Source organism: Pigmentiphaga aceris (genome assembly GCF_008119665.1).
GTDB classification, from domain to species: domain Bacteria; phylum Pseudomonadota; class Gammaproteobacteria; order Burkholderiales; family Burkholderiaceae_B; genus Pigmentiphaga; species Pigmentiphaga aceris.
This window is the reverse complement of sequence record NZ_CP043046.1, coordinates 2228278-2244844: the sequence shown is the minus strand read 5'-3', so window position 1 is coordinate 2244844 and position 16567 is coordinate 2228278. Positions and strand designations below refer to the sequence as shown.

The window sequence follows — 16567 nt, the reverse complement described above, 5'->3', positions numbered from 1 at the left end:
GATCCTGAGATTCCAGAATGTCAGACCTATCTCAACGCTTTGACGGACTTGCCGAATTTGTAGAGACAGCGCGCGCAGGCAGCTTCACTGCGGCAGGCGCGATATTGCAGCTGACCCCATCGGCAGTCGGAAAAAGCGTGTCACGCCTTGAAGCACGGGTCGGCACCAAGCTGCTTCACCGCACCACTCGCAGGCTCACGCTTACCAACGAAGGCGAGGCTTACCTGGAGACGTGTCTGGCGGTTCTCGGACAGCTCGATGGTGCCGAGAAAAATCTGGCAAGTGGCCGCAATGCGGTGGTCGGCAAAGTACGCATCGATCTGCCCGCCGCGTTTGGGCGACGCCACGTCATGCCGCTGCTGACCGCCCTGGCCCGCGAACATGCCGGCTTGCATTTCAAGGTCATGTTCAGCGAGCGCACCATCGACGTCGTTGATGAAGGGGCGGACGTGGCGGTGCGCATCGGCAGCCTGGACGACGATGCAGACCTGGTGGCACGCAAACTGGGCACCCAGAAACTCGTCATCTGCGCATCGCCTGCCTACCTTGACCAACACGGCCACCCGCAAGCGGCGTCAGAGCTGTTGACCCGTGACTGCATCATTGGCTGGCGTCGGAAGGCACGTCCGACCTGGCTGCTGAAAGAAAAGGACGGCCGCAGCTACGCGCAGGAAGTGAACGTTCGCCATGAATTCAGCGATGGCGATGCGATGGTGGCCGCGGTGCTGGCCGGATGCGGACTGTGCCAGCTGCCCACCTGGCTTGTCGGTGGGCAACTGCAATCCGGTGCCTTGGCCACTGTGCTGGATCAGTTCGCCGGCTCGGAAATGCCGATCCATGTGGTCTGGCCGAAGTCCAGATACATCCACCCCAAGCTGCGCGTGGTGGTGGACGCGCTGGTACAGGCAGCCACCCGACCCGGGTCGGGCTTCATGCCCTAGACACTATCCAAGCGCCATCAAGCGTTGGTGCCAGGCGTATCCCAGCGCGCCGCCGCATCATCATCGGACTCCCGCGCCTCCACCCAGCGCGATCCCGCTGGCGTGTCTTCGCGCTTCCAGAACGGCGCACGCGTCTTCAAGTAATCCATGATGAACGCACAGGCTTCGAACGCATCACCACGATGCATGCTGGCAGTGGCAACCAGCACGATCTGATCGGGTGCGCGCAAGGTGCCGACGCGATGAATCACCCGCACCGCCGCCAGCGACCAGCGCTGAGCAGCCTCGGCCACGATCTTTTCCAGCGCCCGTTCGGTCATGCCGGGATAGTGTTCCAGCGTCATGGCGGATACCTGCGCACCGTCATTGCGATCACGCACCAAGCCGACGAAATTCACGACCGCGCCAATAGAAGTGTCGTCTGCCCGCAGTGCGACAAGCTCGGCTGACACGTCGAAGTCCTCCGATTGGACGCTGATGGAAACACGGGTCGTCATGGCTGTCATTACCCCCCCGTCACGGGCGGGAAGAACGCCACTTCTGCACCTTCGTGCAAAGGGGCATCGGCACCGACCATGTCCAGATCGACTGCTGCACGCACAGACTTGCCCGCGCCCAATGCGCGCGACCAGGTGTCACCACGTGCCGCCAGCCAGTCGCGCAATGCACCAACCGTGCCGACCTCGGCGGGGACATCAACCGATTCGGCATCGCAAGACAAAGCCTCGCGTACCGAAGCAAAAAAGCGCAGTTCGAGCTTCATGACAGCAGATCCGAAAACGCGATGAATTGCACGGTGTCGCCCGGCGCAATAGTCTGACCCGATGGGTTGTCGACAATGCCGTCTGCCCACACCGTCGACGTCAGCACGGCCGACAACTGATTGGAGAACAGGTCCAGCCCGCCTTGTGCATTGCGTCGCGCGCGCAGGAATTCGCGCCGGCGGTCGCCACGCGGCCACGAGAAATCGGCACGCGATGCAATCCGTACCGGGGCAACGTCTGCCATCCCGGCCAGGCGCAGCAAGACGGGCCGCACGCACAGCGCAAAGGTGATCAGGCTCGATACCGGATTGCCGGGCAGGCCGATGAACAAGGCTTCGGCACCATCCTCACGACGAATGGCACCAAAGGCCAGCGGTTTGCCCGGCTTGATGGCCAGCGCCCACAGATCGATGCGGCCTTCGGCTTCGACGGCCGGACGCACGTGGTCTTCTTCGCCCACCGACACGCCACCGGTGGTGACGATCAAGTCATGATCGGCCGCCGCCCGGCGCAATACCTCGCGGGTCGCGTCGAGGGAGTCTTCGACAATGCCCAGATCGGTATGCAGCACATCCAGCCCGGCCAGCAGACCGCGCAACAGGAAGCGATTGGAGTTGTAGATCTTGCCCGGCACCAGCGGCTCGCCCGGCATCACCAGTTCATCACCGGTGGAAAACGTAGCCACCCGCACACGCGGCCACACCGGCAGGCGATCCAGCCCGGTGGACGCAGCCAGCGCAATGTGGGCGGGGCCAAGCCGGTCGCCGGCTTTCAGGATGACGCTGCCTTCCATGATGTCGCAGCCAATGCCGCGCACGTGCGCGCCTGCCTGCGGCACGGCATCGAAGCAGGCCAAACCGTCAACCAGACGCACGTCTTCCTGCATCACGACGGTGTCTGCGCCTTCGGGCAGTTGCGCGCCAGTGAAGATGCGGGCCACCGTTCCCGGGGTCAGCGGGGTCGGCACCTGACCAGCCGCGACACGCTGCGATATCGCCAAGCCAGGGCCACCCGCCACCACATCGGCGGCTCGCAATGCGTATCCATCCATGGCCGAGTTCTCGACCGAAGGCACGGACATGGACGACGCGATATCCGTTGCCAGCACCCGGCCCAGTGCATCGGACAGCGGTACCGACGCCGGCACCCGCGCAGCATGGGGCACGGTCTGCAGATAGGCATCCGCGCCGGCCAGCAGGCGGACCAGGGCATCGTCCAAGGACATCAAACTCATAAAGCACTCCGTAATAGCGATTCGGCACCATCTTCGGGCCACGCCAGATAATCGAGAATCCAGGCAAGCACCGCGTCAGGATCGTCAAGGTCGAGCACAGGCAGGCGGGATTCGTCCGCCGCAGCCGGGGAATCGGTCACCAACGCCACAATGTGCGCGTCGTCGTCGGGCAGACGCGGTTTGCCATTTTCAGCGCGCCAGACCTCAAGCTTGGGGATGGGCGATGCCTTGTAGCCTTCGACCAGCACCAGATCACAGGGTGCCAGCTTGGCGATCAATTCATCGAGCGCGGGCTCGTCCGCGCCGCGGAGCTCGTGCATCAGCGCCCAGCGCTTGCCTGACACTACCATCACTTCGGCAGCACCCGCCTTGCGGTGACGCCAGGAATCCTTGCCGGGTTGATCTACATCGAACTCGTGGTGCGCGTGCTTGATCAGCGACACGCGCAGTCCGCGTGCAACCGCGCGCGGAATCAGTTGTTCGATCAAGGTGGTCTTGCCCGAGTTGCTGTAACCAGCAACGCCGAATACTTTCATCTGCTTCTCCTGCGTGGTGCAGTCCGCGATAGAAAGGAATTATTGCTGATATCGGCTATTGCCATCAGGAGGGCTATCCTGAGCACGCAGACAACACGTGCGGTGCGCCGACGATTCCCGCCCCGCAACACACATCCGTATACCTTGCGAACCAGTCAGGAGATCGATCATGTCGCGTTACGTTGATGGTTTTGTGCTTCCCGTGCCGAGCGCCAATCTGGACGCCTATCGACAGATGGCCGAGCAGGCGGGACGGATCTGGATGGAACATGGCGCACTCGAATACATCGAGTGTGTGGCCGACGATGTGAAACCGGGCAAGCTCACATCGTTCCCGCAAAGTGTGCAGTTGCAGGAAGATGAGGTCGTGGTGTTTTCCTGGATCGTTTATGAGTCGCGCGAAAAGCGGGATGAAATCAATGCCAAGGTCATGAACGATCCACGGCTGGCCTCGATGATGGACCCCAAAAACATGCCCTTCGATGGAAAGCGCATGTTCTTCGGCGGTTTCAAGACTTTGGTAGAACTCTGATCCAATCACCAAGTGCCGCGCTGTCGAAAACCCGGGGTATCCGCAGCTCGGCCGTGGCTCCTTATAATCGGGTAATGAGCTTTTCACATTCCCCAGCCGCATTTTGCGCCGCGCTGCGTCATACGCCCCGCGCCCTGCCCACCTGTCTCTGTGCCACCGCGCAACCGGTGTTCGCATGAAGGTACCCAAGCGGCTTGAGCCTTTGCTTGAGGAAGGACTGATCGACGAAGTGCTTGGCCAGTTGATGAGCGGCAAGGAAGCCACCGTATATGTGGTGCGTTGCGGCGACGAAAAACGGTGCGCCAAGGTCTACAAAGACGCCAAGCAGCGCAGCTTCAAGCAAGCCACGTCTTACCTGGATGGCCGCAAGGTCAAGAACAGCCGTCAGGCGCGTGCCATGGAAAAAGGCACACGTTACGGTCGGCAGATGCAGGAAGAGATGTGGCAGAACGCCGAGGTGGACGCCTTGTTCCGCATGGCCAACGCCGGCGTGCGCGTGCCGCAGCCCTACATCTGTACGGACGGCGTGCTGTTGATGGACCTTGTCACTGACGAGGACGGCAACGTTGCGCCGCGCTTGAACGACGTGGACATGAGCGAGGAACAGGCGGTCGAGTTGCACGCCATGTTGCTGGGCCAGGTGGTGCGCATGCTGCTGGCCGGCATGATCCACGGTGACTTGTCCGAATACAACATCTTGCTGGCCGGCGACGGCCCGATGATCATCGACCTGCCGCAGGCGGTGGACGCAGCCGGCAACAGCGAAGCCGCCGTCATGCTGGAACGCGACGTCGACAATCTGGCAGCCTACTTCGGCCGCTTTGCGCCCAAGTTGCTGGAATTGAACTACGGCAAGGAAATCTGGGGGTTGTACGAAGCCGGCACGCTGACGCTTGATTCACCGCTCACGGGCATCGTCGCCGTTGATGACACGCCGGTGGATCTGGACGAGCTGATGCAGGACATCGAAGATGCGCGTCTGGAAGAAGAAGCGCGGCTGCGCGGTGAACACGAGCTGCGCAATGGCGATGATTGAGGCCAAGGAGTAAGACCCAGGATTAAGCCCAAGAACCAAGACCAAGGTTTTTTCCCCGTGATGCTGTCTGCGCGTTTGCCTGAAACCTGACCCTCAACACCTGAAGACCGAGACCCCACCCCGCCAGACATGCCCGATTTCTTCCTTTTTCTGCTTGCATCGCTGGCCATCACCATTGCGCCCGGCCCGGACAATCTTCAGGTGCTGGCGCGTGGCATTTCGCAAGGACGCGCGGCCGGGGTAACGGCAGCGGCCGGGTTTGCCGCGGGCGTGCTGTTCCACACCACGCTGGCAGCGCTTGGCGTGGCGGCCGTGATCAAGTCGTCGCCGCTGGCCTTCGAGATCGTCAAGATCGCCGGGGCGCTCTACCTGATCTGGATCGGCTTCAAGGCGCTGCGCAGCAAGGGAATAGGCAGTGCACACGCCGGCAACGAACAGAAGCTGTCGTCGGTGTTCTGGCAGAGCGTGGTGGGCAACATGCTGAATCCCAAGGTCACCCTGTTCTTCATCGTGTTCCTGCCCCAGTTCATCAACACAGAAAGCGGTAGCAGCGTCATGCTGCAGATGTTCGCACTCGGCGGCATCTTCATGCTGCAGGCGTTTGCTGTCTTTGCCTCGATTGGCCTGGGTGCCGGCATGATCGGCACCTGGCTCAAGCGCAGACCGCGTACCGGTGTCTGGCTGGATCGCCTGGCCGGGGTGACCTTCATCGCCCTGGGCCTGCGGGTGGCGCTGTTTGCCTGAAGGCGGTCTGCCGCCAGACCGCTGCGTTTATTCCGATGCCACGATGATGGCAACACGCCGGTTCTCGGCCCGCCCTGCTGCGGTGCGGTTGTCGGCCACCGGCCGGCTCATGCCCAGCCCGCGCGCGGTGATGTGATCCCGGTTGATACCGACCGCAATCAGCGCTTCGGCCACCGACTGGGCACGAGCCACCGACAACCTGCGGTTGTAATCGACATTGCCCTGGCTGTCGGTATGCCCTTCCAGCCGCAACCGGTTGATGCCGACACGCATCAAGGCCTTGCCCACCCGTTCGAGCGCAGGCCGGCTGGCCGGCGTCAGATGCAGGCTATCGGTTTCGAACAAGACCTTGCTGGAGATATCGAAAGTCCAGCCCTCTTCCTTCAGCGCAAACCCCTGGTCTTTAAGAAGCTCGATCTGATCCTGCGACAAATTTTTCGGGGGTACTGCCATCGAGGTGAGCGGCGGCTGCGGCACCGGAGCCCGGCATGCGCTCAAGGTCAGAGCCAGGGCCAGGCCCGACAAACACGGTGCGAGCAGTCGGGTCGAGAACCAGGGGGTCTGAGACAAGCGCAATCTCCTGTTGGCGAGGGTCTTTGCCCTCTGTCTGGTCTGCCAGGCTACGCGTCCCCCGGGACTGTCGCTTGGCGTGATACATAGCCTGGTCGGCACGCTTCAACAGCGCCTCCGGGCTACGGGCGTGGTCAGGATAGACCGCGATGCCGACGGTCAGCGACATGACGACGCTTGTTCCATCAGGCAAGTAAATCGGCTGGGCCATGCTGCCCAGAATATCGTCGGCAATGCGGGCTGCATCCCCCACTTCGGACAACGGCGCCAACAAGACGGCGAACTCGTCGCCACCGAAGCGGGCACCCACACCCTTGCCGCGGAGCTGGCTGCGGATACGTGCGGCGGTTTCGATCAGCACCACGTCTCCTGCCGCATGACCGTGCTGGTCATTGATCGCCTTGAAATGATCCCCGTCCAGGAACAGCACCGCCACCAGCCGATTATCTTCCGCCGCATTGCGCAAGGCGATGCTCAGGCTTTGCTCGAAGGCGGCGCGGTTGGACAAATGCGTCAGGCTGTCGTGGCTGGCCTTGTGTGCCAGGGTTTCATTTTCGGTCTTCAAATGGGTTTGCCAGGACGCAAGCTCGTCAAGCAGCACGTTGAAGTCTTTGCCAAGCTCATCGAGTTCAGTGATAGGCGCAAACGGCACACGCTGGGCAAAGTCACGGTCACGGCGCACGGCGTGGGCAACCTGCGCCAGGCGCTCCAGCGGGCCAACGATGTCGCTCACCATCCGCCGCGATAAGTACAGCGCACCCAGCGCCGTCAGGGCCAGACTGACACACATGCCAGCAAGCCCGGCCAGCAGGAAACGGGTAAGCGGCCCGCCGGAACCACTTAACCGCACTTCGCCAACCTTGGTACCGTCGTGCAAGATCGGTTCGATGTTTTCGGGCGGCAGCAGCCAGGTTGCCACCAGTTGTTCGAGCCGGCCACGTGCGCCATCGGTAGGGCGCGACCAGCTCGCCATGCGTCGCCCCTGGTCGTTGTAAACCGCCACGCGGGCCACTTCATCGCCCGAGACGATCAGCTTGAGCGCATCGAACGCCGCGCTATCGTCCCCGAACACCACGGCAGCTTCCACCGTGAATGTCAGCGAGCGCGCGGTCAGCGCCAGGTTGTGTTCGGTGTAGGCGCGCAAGGTGAACAGACACACCAGACTGACCGTCAGCCCGGCCAGGAAGATCGCCACCAGCGCCATGCCAAGATGGCCGCGATACAGCACCTGCCGCAGCGGCAGCCTGAACTGAGGTTTGCGAAGAGACCAGTGCCACATGATCAGGGCCTGGCGCTTCGCTTGGCCAGCTGCAACACGCTGGGATGCACGCGCAGGCCGCTGCGCGCCATGGAGTCGAGATTGACCTCGAAACTGACGCGCGGGGTGCCTACATTCAAGCAGAACACGCTGCCCACGCTGCAACCCAGGTCACGTTCGCTGATCGACAGCACCGCATGCCCTTCCAGCGCGTGAAACAAGGCCAGGCGCTCGGCATCGGTCAGCAGACCCAGATAGACCGCATTGCATCGTTCGCCCAGCCGCGCGTCATCGAAAGACAGACGTTGCGCCAGTACCTTGCGGCCGGTGGCCTGCACCATGCCACGCATGACGCCGTCGGCATAAGACGTGGGCCCCACCACACAAAGCTGGATACCGGCAGGTTCGGTCGGCCACCGCACGTAGCTGAGCAGGCCCAGCACAACGTCCTTGACCGCAGCGGTCTGCTGCTCGATTAGCGACGGTTGAACCAGGGCAATATCCTGTGCCCTGGCATTTGTGGCACACAGCGAAATCGCCAGTATCGAGATACCGAGCAAGCACCGCCGATGCACCGATGCCAAGCGTCGGCGAAGCAAGGAGGGCTGGAGAGAAAGCAGGAACGAGATCAAGAACAACTGGAAAATTCCACGGCAAGCCGGCCGCCGATATGCAGGGCAATCGGGATGCGCGGACAGTCGATAGACAAGATTGGCTCCAATATGGACCATATCGTGCGTCGATGGCAAAAACTCCGGCGTGGGTCGATTATCCTCGACGCTGATCTGTCGGTTCTGTGCGTCAGTTTTGCAGCCGTCTCAATTAATGAAGCATTTCCCGGGCGGAATTTTTCTTGGGCCGGGTTTGATCGCCAATGTGTCGCGTTTTGTGTTGTCCGGTGTTCTGCCCGGTGTTTTGCCCCCTTTGCCGTCCTGTATTGCTGCTTTCTGTATCGCCTTCCGCATTGCCTCTCGCATTACCTCCCTTGTCACATGAATAAGCCCAACGCTTACGGCACCGGCATTGCCTGCCTGTTGGTCACTGCCGTCGGGTGGGGCCTGAATTGGCCGGCCATGAAGCAGTTGATGCTGGAACTGCCTCCGTTGTTCGCCCGAGGTGTTGCCGGGCTGGGCGAACCCCTGGGCGTGCGTGAAGTGGCGACCCTGGTCATGACTGTGGGTGGCGTAGGATTGGTCATCTTCAAGGGAGACCGGTGATGGGGCCAAAGGTAGGAGCGAAGATCGTACTGAAATCAGGTTTGGATACTGAGCTGAGTGCTGGACTACTTCCTGAGCCGGACGCAGCACTGAACGTTGGTGCTGACCTTGGTGCTGACCGCGATCCAACTGCCGCGTCAGGTGCCAGGAGCCGTATCGACACGCCCCCAAAAATGGCAGCATCGTGCGCACGCGCCGCCAGTGTGGTGGCCGTGCATGTCAATCCACAACACGGTTTTTCCAAAGACACCGCGCCCAGCATCAAGCTGCTCGACGGGTTGGGCGTGGAAGGTGATGCGCATTGTGGCGTCACGGTGAAACACCGCTCGCGCGTCGCACGCGATCCATTCCAGCCCAACTTGCGGCAGGTGCACCTGATCCACGCAGAACTTTTTGACGAATTAGCGAGCCAGGGATTCGACGTATTGCCCGGCGACCTGGGCGAGAACATCACCACGCAAGGCATCGACTTGCTCGCCCTGCCCGCCGGCACCCGGCTGCGACTGGGCAAACATGCGGTCGTGACGCTCACTGGCCTGCGCAACCCCTGCGTGCAGATCGACCGCTTCAAGCGAGGGCTGATGAAGGCAGTGCTGGATCACACCCCCGACGGCAAGCTGATACGCAAGGCGGGCGTCATGGGTATTGTCAGCGCAGCGGGCGAGATCAAGGCGGGCGACCGGATCATCGTGAAACTGCCCAAATTGCCGTATCGGGCAATGGAGCCGGTGTAGACGCGTGGTGGTTGCAGTGTGTTGGCTGTTCTGTTGTTCAGCAGATTCAGACTAGGGTTTTGAAGGGGTAGCCTTCTTTGAAGTGACTTTCTTGGGAGTCGCTTGCTTGGCGGGCGCTTTCTTGCGAGTCGCTTTTTCAGCCACCCCTTGCTCAAGCATGATCCACGTGGGCGCATGGTCACTGGCATGCGGCTCACCACGCACCCAGCGGTCCACGCCCGCATCCATCAGGGTTGGGGAAAGCGCCTTGCTCAACAGCAGATGATCGATTCGCAGCCCTGAATTCTTCTGCCAATGCTGGCGGAAATAATCCCAGAAGGTGTAGATGCGTTCGTCGGGATATTGCGCGCGCAGCGCATCGGTCCACCCCTGCGCCAACAGGCGTTGATAAGCGTCCCGGCTTTCAGGTTGCAGCAACGCATCTTTCAACCAGGAACGCGGGTTGTAGATGTCTTCATCGGTGGGCACCACGTTGTAGTCCCCGGCCAGCACGACCGGATGGCCGGTTTCAAACAAGCTGGCCGCATGCTTGATGAAGTGCTCGAACCACACCAGCTTGTAGTCGAATTTCGGCCCCGGCTGCGGGTTGCCGTTTGGCAGGTACAAGCACGCAACCAGCACGCCATGCACAGCAGCTTCCAGATAACGGCTGTGCGAATCGGCTTCGAATCCGGGCAACGCTCGTCGCACTTCCAGCGGCTCAGCCCCCTTCGCCAGAATCGCCACCCCATTCCAGGACTTCTGCCCGTGCCAGATGGCCCCGTAACCTGCGGCGCGAATCTCGTCGATGGGAAATTCCGACTGTGCCGCTTTCAGTTCCTGCAAGCAGGCAATGTCCGGTGATTCACGCGCCAGCCATGCCAGCAACGCAGGCAGCCGTGCACGAATGCCATTGATGTTGAACGTGGCGATCTTGAGTCTGCTCACAGCGGACCTCGACGAGGAATGCCGGCCGATTCCGGCAATGGGCAGCCGCTGCAAAGGGCGTGCCCGCATGACGGCTATTTAGATGCCACCGCCTTTGCGCAGTGCGCATTGTTCTGCGGCCGATTTTGACTATTGGCCGCCCAGGTTTCGTCCTGCAGACAACGAACGATCGGATCGCTGAGCGCCGGCCAACGATTTTGCGCCACACACAGCATGGCATGCGTGCCTAAGGAGGCAATGAGTGCGGGATCATCAAACACACGCGCCTCGCGCTCGTGAAGCACCTGGTGCGTGGCGGTGCAGTATTTCGTGTTGATCCTGCCCGGCAGTTCGTACAGCGGCACCGGAACTTGCCCAGCTTCCGTCCCGACGGCTTGTGATGGCAACGCAGCGGAACGCTGGGCGTTTGCATACGCCAGCAGCATCACATTGTCCGACACCCGCTGCGCAGCAGATCGGGGGTCTTGACCCGTGAATGCGGTCACGATGAGCGAGAGCCCCACAATGCCGATCATCAGCCGGGAGATCCAGTTATCGAACAGCCCGATCACAAATTTGAGCACCGCGAACAGGCTGCGCCCCACCCACTTCGCGCCTGCAATAATGGTCCCTCTGGCACGCCTTCGCCACACGTAATCGGCGGGCAAACCGTCGTAGGCGGCTCGCCAGGCATCAATGCGCCCGGATGGCAGCCACAGGCTGGACCATGCCGGAAAGTCCCGGGCCAGCGTGCTCAGGGCGGTGTAATGGGTGTACGCCTGTGCGTGCATAGGCCGCTCAGTGGCTGAGGCAGCTGCGACCGCGTCAGCATAACCAGCCGCCGCTGCCGCAGGCAGCGCAGCCATGGACAAGGACTGATCGATCAACTGCGACACCCAGCTTGTCTGGGGGTCATTTTGTCGGGAAAACGCTTTTTGCGATGCCCAGCCAAACCGCGCTGACGCCACCGCGAACAGCTCGCGCTGCCCCAACGGAGCGCGGTACAGGGCGTTGGCAAGCAGCATCGAAAATTCCTGTCTGGCGTCCAGGTGCGACAGATCAGGATCACTCAGCGCCTGATCCATCAATTGTTCACGCGACGGCGCGGACAACGGTGCCGACGGGCTGCCGTCTGGCCAATCCAAGGGGTTCATCAACCTTGCCACCCATCGATGCAAGGCCGATCTGGCGCGGGCATGCGGGTCGTGCGTGACACGTGTACCGGTGTTTACGTCGGTTGAGTTGTGCCGGTGGCAGGTGACGATTACGTTGGCCGAATCGATCGACGCATTCGATGCGTTGTTTGCACGCACATTATTGGCCCAGGCCAGCGCCTGCTCATAGGCCATGCGCAGGCGCTCGAAGGCCTCGCGTTGATGCTGCTGATCAATCGTCTTCAGGGACTGCGCATAAGCGCGTTTGATCTGTTTGTCATCTGAGGTGGCGGAAATGCCAAGCAGGTCAAAAAACCAAGGTGAATGCATGCGCGTCGGGCAACACGTGCCCTGTCCTTTTATCTATTCGCTGCTGTCTATTTCCCGGCGGACTGCTTTGCTTCGCAGGCCGCAGGCAGCTCGGGGCGTCCGGCCGTGAAGGCCGCACCGCGCTCGGCACGCAAGCAGTCCATCAAGGGGTCTTTGGCTTGCGGCCACAGCTTGTGGTCCTGACACAGGAAGGCGCGTGTGCTGAGCAAGGCCACTGCATCGGCATCATTGACCTGCAGCCAGTTCGACTCGTGCATGAACTCATGCGCGGTGTCGCAACTGTCTTTGGTGATGGCACCCAGAAATTCATAGGCCAGCACCGGACCACTTCCTGGTGGCGGTGGTTTGGACATCGCTGCCTGCACTTCTGCCGCCAAGGATGGCGGTTCGCTTGGCGCGGCAACGCGCGTCGGCTTCAACATGCCATATACCAGGCTGCCCACGACGATCAGCAGCGCCAGTGTCGCGGCGAAGCGCGAAAAATTGCGAGGTAACTGCTGACGTACCCGTGCAGCCCGCAGCCAGCCTTCAGACAGTTTGTCGTAGGCCTGACGCCAGATATCGACGCGCCCGGCAGGCAAGACCAACTCTGCCCAGCCGCTGAAACCTTCGTTGAATTCCTGCAAGGCCTCGTAGTGGTTGAACGCCTGTTGGCGCGTGGGTGTGGCGCTGGCAATCGCAGCGTCGATGGCCGCCTGCTGTGGGGCAATCAGCTCTGCTGGCTGCAAGGCCCACGACAACTGATGGTTGACGACGCGATACACCCACTCTGCCTCACGCGCCGATCCGGCAGGCCGCGCATTGCGTTCCGCCCAGCCAAAGCGCTCGGCAGCAAGCATGAACAGGTCTGCGTGACCAGGCCGGTCGCGATACAAGGCTTCGATAAGCTGGGCTTCAAGCTGCGTTCTGCTGTCCAGATGCGTCAGGCGCGGATCGTTCAGGGCCTGATCGAATATGTCGGCCAACGGTGTCTGCTGCGGATTGAACAGGCGCTTGATCCACTGCCGGATGGCTACTCGGCTCGCGCCATAAGACTCGTTGGAAATAAGCGTGCTTGCAGCCGGTGCCGGCGATGGACTTGTTGGGTTGTCAACCGGGGGCGCGGGTACAGGCGTGCCGTCAACGGGGGCGGCGGTTTGCAAGACAGTCTGTGAAGCGGCTTGTGAGGCCACTGGCAAGGACGCTTGTGGGTCAGCGTTTGGGTCGACGTTTGGGTCGACGTTTGGGTCGACGTTTGGGTCGACGTTTGGGTCGACGTTTGGGTCGACGTTTGGGTCGGCCTTTGACTCGTTCTGCGAGTCAGTCTGTGGTCCCGAGTGTGGTCCCGATTCTGACCCGGCTGGTGACTCCACCGATGCCCCTACGCCTGGGCCCACCTGCCCCCCGGGCGGCAGGATAGTGTCGGAATCAAGTCGCGGCTCGCCAGGATCGACATGCAAACCCGCTGAACCTGCTTCCACATCATGCGGAACCGGACCAGCACCTTCGTGAACAGGTGCCCCCGCACCAGGCACAACCTGGTTCGATCCTGGCACGGACACCAAGTCAGCTGAATCATCATACCGCCCTGCCTCACGCGCCCACGACAGCGCCGCCTCATACGCCGAGCGCAAGGTCTCGAACGCTTCGCGTTCAGTCTGTTGATCGATGGCTTTCAAGGCCAATGCGTAAGCGCGTTTGATCTGCTTGGCGTCGCGCGTCGGCGCAATGCCAAGGCGATCAAAGAACCAGGGTGCAGGCATGTTGGCTCAACACTCAGAAGACGAAATCAGGATCGAAGAAGCTGTCGTGCTCGAAGAATCCGACAGCCTTGCGCAAACGCTCGCGAGCTGTGCGAATCTCACGATCCTCCTGCTTTTCCAATGCCTGCTCAAAGCGCGAAATCTCTTCACCCAACTGATCGCGCGGCTCGCCTCGCAGTTGTTGATACAAGCGCTCGGACTGCGCCATCAACGCACGATTCTCGGCCTTCTCGCGAGGGTGTATTTTCAGTTCGGCCAAGGCAGCCAGCCGGGCAGCAATTTCAAGTTCGCTCAACACACCGCTGTTGCCCTGGATCACCAGGCGATGCACATCCTGGGTGGCACGCACAGTCGCTTCCACTTCCAGCAAGCCGTTCACGTCGTAGGTGAATCGCACATCCACGCCGGCATCGCCATTGAGCAGGCCCGGCAAGGGCACTTCCAGCTCACCGAGCTTGATGTTGTCACGCACCAGGCGCGCTTCGCCCTGATAGACCTCCAGGCCCAACACACGCTGGCCCGGCTCGACCGGCACATACCCCTTCACCCGACTCGCAGGTACCACGGTATTGCGTTCGATGATCGGCGAGAAATAGCCATCTACCCGTCCGCCATTGGGCATGCGATGCATCGTCTCCACACCCAGGGTATAGGGACAGACATCGGTCATCACAACTTCTTTCAGGTCTTCATCGCGCGCCTTCAGCCCGGCCATGACGGCTGCGCCAAGCGCCACCACTTCGTCGGGGTTCAACTCCATCGCCGGGAAGCGACCGAACATGCGCGTGACCATCTGCCGCACGATGGGCGAACGGGTGGCCCCGCCCGCCAGCACGATATTGTCGATCTCGTTGGCCCGGATGCTGGCGTCGCGCAGCGCGCGTTCCACCGGCGAACGCAGCCGCGCCAGCAAGGGCTCACAAATACTGCGGAACCGCTCCTGGGTCAGCTCGAAGCGGTGCTCGGTGCCTTGCCAGACCACCACGATGTTGGCCACATCTGCCATCGACAGCAGTCGTTTGGCCGTCTCCGCACGGGCCACCAGTTGCTGCATGAACGCGCCGTCATCGCGTGCATGCGCGGGCAAGCCGGATTCGGTGAAGAACAGATCAACGATCTGGTTGACGAAGTCTTCGCCACCCAGGAAATTGTCGCCCGCGGTGGCGCGCACTTCCATCACGCCATCGAACATCTCAAGAATCGACACATCGAAGGTGCCGCCGCCCAAGTCGAACACCAGAAACTGGGTCGCATCTTCGTCCTGATGCAGCCCGTAGGCAAGCGCCGCGGCCGTGGGTTCGTTGACCAGACGCTCCACCGTCAACCCGGCCAGTTGCCCGGCCACGCGGGTGGCGCGTCGCTGGCTGTCCGAAAAATAGGCGGGCACGGTGATCACAGCCTCGGTCACCGGTTCGCCCAGCATGGCTTCAGCGTCTTCTTTCAACGCCCGCAATACCAGCGATGACAGTTCCTCGGCACGGAACTGACGCGCCCCGAGCTGAAAAGTCTTGTCGCTGCCCATGTAGCGCTTGAACAGCGATGCGGTCAGCGAGGGATGAGTCTGCAGGCGATCGCGGGCGGCCTGGCCGACCAGCACGCTGCCATCTTCGTCGATGCTGATGACCGATGGTGTCAGATAGGCACCCAGCGCATTCAGCACCAGATGCGGGCGGCCATCTTTCCAGACCGCCGCAAGGCTATTGGTCGTGCCGAGATCGATACCGATGATCATGAAGCTTCCTTGGGCCGCGCGCAGGTGGGTGGCGGAACGCGGTGCGGCGGCGAAGGCAGCAAAGCAGAGATTTCATGGATGGGTCAATCGCTGTATCAGACCATCTACGGATGAAACGATAGGTCGCAATTTAGGCAGGCAAATCAAACGCTTGAATGAAGAGACGTCATGCAAGCTTTGCTACCCTCGCGGGGCTGACATGCAACCAGGACCCACTAATGACCATCTCCGATCACTCCGAACGTTTCGCAGGTAAACCCGTCAAGGAATACACACCCGGCGAACCGGTCGATGCAAGCCAGTATGCCTATCGTCTGGTCGTCGAGTACGACAGCGAAACCGGCATGGATGCGCTGCTGGACCAGTTCCTGGCAGAGGCAGATCCGGCAAGCGTCGATGCATTGGTGATCGGTGCCTGGAACGAACCCTTCGACGCCTCGGCCCAGCACGTGCTCGATGCACTGGCCGCCAAGGCCGACACCCTGGTGAACCTGCGCGCATTGTTCGTGGGCGACATGACGGTGGAAGACTGCGAAATTTCGTGGATCGTGCAAGGCAACTACGACGGCCTGATGAATGCGTACCCCAAGCTGGAAGAGCTGGTGGTTCGCGGCGGCACGGACCTGGATCTTGGCCCCTTCAAGCATGAGCACCTGAAGCGTCTGACCGTGCAGACCGGTGGCCTGCCGAGCCAGATCGTGCGCAATGTGGCGATGTCGATCCTGCCTGCACTGGAACATCTGGAACTGTGGCTGGGCGAAGACGGCTACGGTTTCGACGGCAATGTGGCCTTGTTCCGCGATGAATTGTTCGCCAACGGCAAGCCGGCAGCCCTGCGCTCGCTGGGCCTGGTCGATTCCGAGATCGCAGACGAGCTGGCCGTGTGGCTGGCAGCTACGCCCTGGGTGGCCGAACTGGACACGCTTGATCTGTCCATGGGCACGCTGGGCGATGAAGGTGCCGAAGCGCTGGCAGCCAGCCCGTATATCCGCGAACTGGCTGAACTCAAGCTGTCGCATCACTACATCAGCCCGGCTGTGCAAGCCAAGCTGAAAGCCCTGCCCCTGGCGGTGGACTTGAGCGACCCGCAAGAAGCCGACGAGGATGGCGACCGTTACGTCGCCGTGTCGGAGTAAA

18 protein-coding genes are annotated in these 16567 nt (G+C 61.5%); 7 read left to right on the top strand and 11 right to left on the bottom strand.

Going from position 1 to position 16567, the window contains the following annotated elements; translation table 11 throughout:
- Positions 1-17 precede the first annotated feature (17 nt).
- A complete protein-coding gene (locus tag FXN63_RS09560) occupies positions 18-941 on the top strand; it encodes a LysR family transcriptional regulator (protein ID WP_148814439.1) in 924 nt (307 codons plus the stop codon).
- A 17-nt stretch (positions 942-958) separates the two neighbouring features.
- On the opposite strand, the gene moaE is transcribed toward FXN63_RS09560, so the two are convergent.
- Genes moaE through mobB form a run of 4 tightly spaced genes read right to left on the bottom strand, consistent with a single transcriptional unit; the run spans position 959 to position 3475 of the window.
- On the bottom strand, positions 959-1438 hold the full coding sequence (gene moaE / locus FXN63_RS09555; protein WP_148814438.1) for a molybdopterin synthase catalytic subunit MoaE: 480 nt from the start codon (positions 1436-1438) through the stop codon (positions 959-961).
- A gap of 8 nt (positions 1439-1446) precedes the next feature.
- Complete coding sequence (moaD, locus tag FXN63_RS09550) at positions 1447-1704, bottom strand: molybdopterin converting factor subunit 1 (RefSeq protein WP_148814437.1); 258 nt, start codon at positions 1702-1704, stop codon at positions 1447-1449.
- Positions 1701-2939 carry a molybdopterin molybdotransferase MoeA gene (locus FXN63_RS09545; RefSeq protein ID WP_148814436.1) on the bottom strand — a complete coding sequence of 413 codons (1239 nt, stop codon included), beginning with the start codon at positions 2937-2939 and terminating at the stop codon, positions 1701-1703. The genes moaD and FXN63_RS09545 overlap by 4 nt, the downstream gene beginning before the upstream one ends.
- A complete protein-coding gene (mobB, locus tag FXN63_RS09540; RefSeq protein WP_148814435.1) occupies positions 2936-3475 on the bottom strand; it encodes a molybdopterin-guanine dinucleotide biosynthesis protein B in 540 nt (179 codons plus the stop codon). Before mobB ends, FXN63_RS09545 begins: the two co-directional genes overlap by 4 nt.
- Positions 3476-3644: 169 nt before the next feature.
- On the opposite strand from mobB, the gene FXN63_RS09535 reads away from it, so the two are divergent.
- From FXN63_RS09535 to FXN63_RS09525, 3 genes are all read left to right on the top strand, one after another.
- On the top strand, positions 3645-4007 hold the full coding sequence (locus FXN63_RS09535) for a DUF1428 domain-containing protein (protein WP_148814434.1): 363 nt from the start codon (positions 3645-3647) through the stop codon (positions 4005-4007).
- A gap of 175 nt (positions 4008-4182) precedes the next feature.
- Positions 4183-5043: a PA4780 family RIO1-like protein kinase gene (locus tag FXN63_RS09530; RefSeq protein WP_148814433.1), complete on the top strand. Its 861-nt coding sequence runs from the start codon at positions 4183-4185 to the stop codon at positions 5041-5043.
- 129 nt (positions 5044-5172) lie between these two features.
- Positions 5173-5787: a LysE family translocator gene (locus FXN63_RS09525; RefSeq protein WP_148814432.1), complete on the top strand. Its 615-nt coding sequence runs from the start codon at positions 5173-5175 to the stop codon at positions 5785-5787.
- A 27-nt stretch (positions 5788-5814) separates the two neighbouring features.
- On the opposite strand, the gene yfiB is transcribed toward FXN63_RS09525, so the two are convergent.
- The 3 genes from yfiB to yfiR are packed head-to-tail and all read right to left on the bottom strand — an operon-like array spanning position 5815 to position 8253.
- On the bottom strand, positions 5815-6219 hold the full coding sequence (gene yfiB, locus FXN63_RS09520; protein ID WP_246165089.1) for an outer membrane lipoprotein YfiB: 405 nt from the start codon (positions 6217-6219) through the stop codon (positions 5815-5817).
- The gene (gene dgcN / locus FXN63_RS09515; RefSeq protein WP_281290862.1) at positions 6191-7636 is read right to left on the bottom strand and encodes a diguanylate cyclase DgcN/YfiN; all 1446 of its coding nucleotides are present in this window, start codon (positions 7634-7636) and stop codon (positions 6191-6193) included. The genes yfiB and dgcN overlap by 29 nt, the downstream gene beginning before the upstream one ends.
- A 2-nt stretch (positions 7637-7638) precedes the next feature.
- Complete coding sequence (gene yfiR / locus FXN63_RS09510; protein WP_246165088.1) at positions 7639-8253, bottom strand: regulatory sequestration protein YfiR; 615 nt, start codon at positions 8251-8253, stop codon at positions 7639-7641.
- A 354-nt stretch (positions 8254-8607) separates the two neighbouring features.
- Between yfiR and FXN63_RS26885 the strand changes: the two genes are divergently transcribed.
- Together FXN63_RS26885 and FXN63_RS09500 are read left to right on the top strand one after the other, a co-directional pair.
- Positions 8608-8832: a hypothetical protein gene (locus tag FXN63_RS26885; RefSeq protein WP_222864120.1), complete on the top strand. Its 225-nt coding sequence runs from the start codon at positions 8608-8610 to the stop codon at positions 8830-8832.
- Positions 8833-9005: 173 nt separating this feature from the next.
- Positions 9006-9566, top strand: a complete 561-nt coding sequence (locus FXN63_RS09500) for an MOSC domain-containing protein (protein WP_148814429.1) — start codon at positions 9006-9008, stop codon at positions 9564-9566.
- A gap of 51 nt (positions 9567-9617) precedes the next feature.
- Here the strand turns inward: FXN63_RS09500 and FXN63_RS09495 are convergent, their stop codons facing one another.
- The 4 genes from FXN63_RS09495 to FXN63_RS09480 all read right to left on the bottom strand — a co-directional run bounded on the left by FXN63_RS09495 (position 9618) and on the right by FXN63_RS09480 (position 15430).
- Positions 9618-10493, bottom strand: a complete 876-nt coding sequence (locus tag FXN63_RS09495; RefSeq protein WP_148814428.1) for an exodeoxyribonuclease III — start codon at positions 10491-10493, stop codon at positions 9618-9620.
- Positions 10494-10567: 74 nt separating this feature from the next.
- Entirely contained in the window at positions 10568-11497 is a 930-nt protein-coding gene (locus tag FXN63_RS09490; protein WP_148814427.1) for a hypothetical protein, read from the bottom strand.
- A gap of 506 nt (positions 11498-12003) precedes the next feature.
- The gene (locus tag FXN63_RS09485; protein ID WP_148814426.1) at positions 12004-13698 is read right to left on the bottom strand and encodes a hypothetical protein; all 1695 of its coding nucleotides are present in this window, start codon (positions 13696-13698) and stop codon (positions 12004-12006) included.
- Positions 13699-13711: 13 nt separating this feature from the next.
- Positions 13712-15430: a molecular chaperone HscC gene (locus FXN63_RS09480; protein WP_148814425.1), complete on the bottom strand. Its 1719-nt coding sequence runs from the start codon at positions 15428-15430 to the stop codon at positions 13712-13714.
- Between the two features lie 218 nt (positions 15431-15648).
- Between FXN63_RS09480 and FXN63_RS09475 the strand changes: the two genes are divergently transcribed.
- Complete coding sequence (locus FXN63_RS09475; RefSeq protein ID WP_148814424.1) at positions 15649-16566, top strand: STM4015 family protein; 918 nt, start codon at positions 15649-15651, stop codon at positions 16564-16566.
- Position 16567 lies beyond the last annotated feature (1 nt).